General features: G+C 66.4%; 5 protein-coding genes. 3 read left to right on the forward strand and 2 right to left on the reverse strand.

Translation table 11 applies throughout. The features are described from left to right. On the forward strand, positions 1-223 hold a 223-nt coding region (locus tag RMO30_RS08055), incomplete at its 5' end, for a hypothetical protein (RefSeq protein ID WP_309711730.1). Between the two features lie 60 nt (positions 224-283). On the opposite strand, the gene RMO30_RS08060 is transcribed toward RMO30_RS08055, so the two are convergent. After that, on the reverse strand, positions 284-1,018 hold the full coding sequence (locus tag RMO30_RS08060; protein WP_309711732.1) for a hypothetical protein: 735 nt from the start codon (positions 1,016-1,018) through the stop codon (positions 284-286). 21 nt (positions 1,019-1,039) lie between these two features. Between RMO30_RS08060 and RMO30_RS08065 the strand changes: the two genes are divergently transcribed. Continuing rightward, positions 1,040-1,708: a hypothetical protein gene (locus RMO30_RS08065; protein WP_309711735.1), complete on the forward strand. Its 669-nt coding sequence runs from the start codon at positions 1,040-1,042 to the stop codon at positions 1,706-1,708. Here the strand turns inward: RMO30_RS08065 and RMO30_RS08070 are convergent. Continuing rightward, positions 1,705-2,238, reverse strand: coding sequence for a hypothetical protein (locus tag RMO30_RS08070; RefSeq protein WP_309711738.1), 534 nt, complete (start codon positions 2,236-2,238; stop codon positions 1,705-1,707). The genes RMO30_RS08065 and RMO30_RS08070 overlap by 4 nt on opposite strands. 105 nt (positions 2,239-2,343) lie before the next feature. Between RMO30_RS08070 and RMO30_RS08075 the strand changes: the two genes are divergently transcribed. Then, positions 2,344-2,745 (forward strand): hypothetical protein (locus RMO30_RS08075; RefSeq protein WP_309711742.1); only part of this gene is annotated, 402 nt, incomplete at its 3' end.

Here is a 2,745-nt window from a genome sequence, read left to right on the forward strand (position 1 = left end):
GGCCACGGCCTACGATGACGGCATCTTCACCGGCTTCGAGTCGGTCTTCGAGGGCTGCGGTTCCGACAACACGTCGGCGTTCGCGATCGCCAGCACGAACTCGGCAGGCACCCAGGCGGTGTTCGTGCGTGCGCAGATCACGTCGGATCTCGACGCGAACGAGATCTACCTCGCGGTCGCCAACTCGTTCGACACGACCCTCGGTCGGGCGCAGTCCAAGTAGTCCGCAGTTCCGTTCGAACGGTCGGCCCTTCGGGGTCGGCCGTCCGTCAATCCGCAGTCGTCACTCTGCGGGGAAGTAGCCGAGGTAGAGGTCGCCCGCACCATCAGGGTCGGCGACGTCGAACGGGTCGAACTGCATCCAGAGTCGAGCGCCTTCGGGGAGCCGGAAGTAGCGGTAGGCCGACGCAGTGGTTTCGGCTTCGCCCTCGTCAACCGCCGGACCGACGGGTGCCTCAGGAGCCGGCGTTTCGGCCGCCACAGGTTCGTCGGTCACCACTTCGAGCAACTCGCGTTCGCCCTCGTCGGCGGTCATCACGTAGCCGAGCGCGGTGAGCACCGAACTCACCGCCTCGAACTCGGTGCGCGACGACTCGGCGGCATCCAGGTAGAAGGCGACCCCCGTGCCATCAGGGATGACGAGGGTGGTTCCGCAGGTCGGGATGACGCGCGTCCAGGTGAGCGCCACCGTCGGGAAGCCTTCGGGATGCCGGTAGGACGTCGACGTGACCGGCCCGGTTCCGTACACCTGAACGATGCGCGGCGACTCGGTCTCGATGAGCGTGTCGATCCACTCGGGGTACTCGTCGACGCAATTCGGGATGTCGACACTCACCGAGTCGGCCGGACCGGCACTGTCGACGGCGACGACCGCGTCGAGCGCCGACCTCAGAGTCAGGATCGCAACCACCAGCGCAACGAACAGCGTTGCGACGACGACGAGCAGCACAACGCGCCGCCGGGTGAGCGGTGCCGGGGCCGCGTCGACTGACGCCCAGGGGGGCGGCTCGCTCGACATAGCCCATACACTAGCGCCGAGATGACTGGCCCCGACCCTCAGCCGACCGCCGCCCGCCGGCGCTGGTCACCTGCGATCGCGCGCCTTTTCGCGCGGATGCTTCGCAGCGCGAGCCTGTTCACGTCGATCCTTCTGGGCATCGTCTCGCTGCTCATCGCGTTCTCGGCGTTTCAGGCCTCGATCGCCTCCGACAAGGCCAACGACAACCTCGCGCTCGCCAACCGCATGAGCACTGACGCGATCAACCAATCGCAGGCCGACCTCGCCGACCACCTGACCGATACGCAGGTGTGGGTACAGATCGCGACGAGCGGAGACACCCTCGACTCGAGTCCGCTCACCGGCTTGCTCTCGGATCGCTGGCTCGACGCCGCTCGCCGCTACGAGGCCCAGGGCTACGGAACCAACGTGCTGCCGACTGACCAGCGCTACTTCGACGAACTGCAGGTCGAATCGGTGGCGTACGGCGACCAGATCAAGGCGGTGTACGCCACGGCTGGCGCCTACAGCGCGACGAGCTCCCGTCTGACCGGAGCCTCGGTGATTTACTCCGCCGCGCTGTTGTTGCTCACCGTGGCATCTACAGCGGCCCGGAGCGGCATCAAGTTGGGTCTCAACGTCGTGGCCGTCGTGATCATGATCGTCGCGATCCTGATCGGGTTTGGTCCGCCTGTCGACTCCGCTGGCTAGACACCGTCGTCGAGGTAGTACGCCCCGACGAGAGGTTCCCCTGTCGTGTTGAACAAGAAGCACTGGAATCGCGTTCCGCCGGCGAAAGTTGCGCGTGAGCCGACGTACCCGTTCACCGCAGCATTCGGAAGGTCGTCGACATCCGCGGAAATGTTGATGCGGTAGGTGAAGGTCGTGTCGCAGTAGGCGTCGGCGAGCGCTGCAAGCGCCCGGTCACCGAGGTTGCTATCGACAGCTTCGGTTTGGTCGACGAAGAACACGAACTCGGCGGCGTGGGGCTGGGCGCAGTCGACGACGGTGAAATCGGTCGGTACGTATTGAGGGAGCTCTGAGACGCAGTCGCCTTCGCGCAGGTCGGCGAGTTCGAAACTCGCGCAGATGCGGGCATCGGCCTCGCGCGCCGTACCGATCGACACGATCGCGCTGAACGCGAAGAGGGCGGCGACGATCACGCTGAGAATGATCGCGACGACGAGCAGCAGGATGTCGCCCCCGGCCCATCGGGAGACACGCTCGATCGGAACGGTCACGCCTGCTCCTTGCGCCTGAAATGCGAGCTGTCCGACTGGTAGTGTGCGGTCCAGTTCGACCGTGCAACGGCGGACGATTCAGAGACTAGCGCGTTCGGAGGCTCGGTGATCGGCACGTCCCAGGTCGCTCTCGCCGCCGTCGCGTTCGCCGCGCTCGCGACGCTGACCGCGTGTGTTCCGGCCCCCGATGGCGGCACCGACTGGTCGGTGGAGATCTACTACCAAGACCTCGAGCCGGGCGCGTGCCTGGCCGCGAGCCTCGACGCCGACGCCCTGCCGACCGACGGATTCGACCCGAATGCGTACTACTTCGAGGTGGTGCACTGCGACCGATTGCACCTCGCCCAAGTCGTCGGGGTCGTCGACATCCCGGCCGCCCCCGAGTGGAGTGAGTACGGCACCACCGAGGGGCCAGCGATCGCGGAGTCCGACGAGTGGGTGACCGGCGTCTGCCGGGCCTACGAGTTGTTCGTCGCCGCGCACCTCGCCGCCGTCAACCCCGACGAA

Origin of the sequence: Pseudolysinimonas sp., from assembly GCF_031389465.1 — a bacterium.
In the GTDB taxonomy this organism is placed as follows: domain Bacteria; phylum Actinomycetota; class Actinomycetes; order Actinomycetales; family Microbacteriaceae; genus Pseudolysinimonas_A.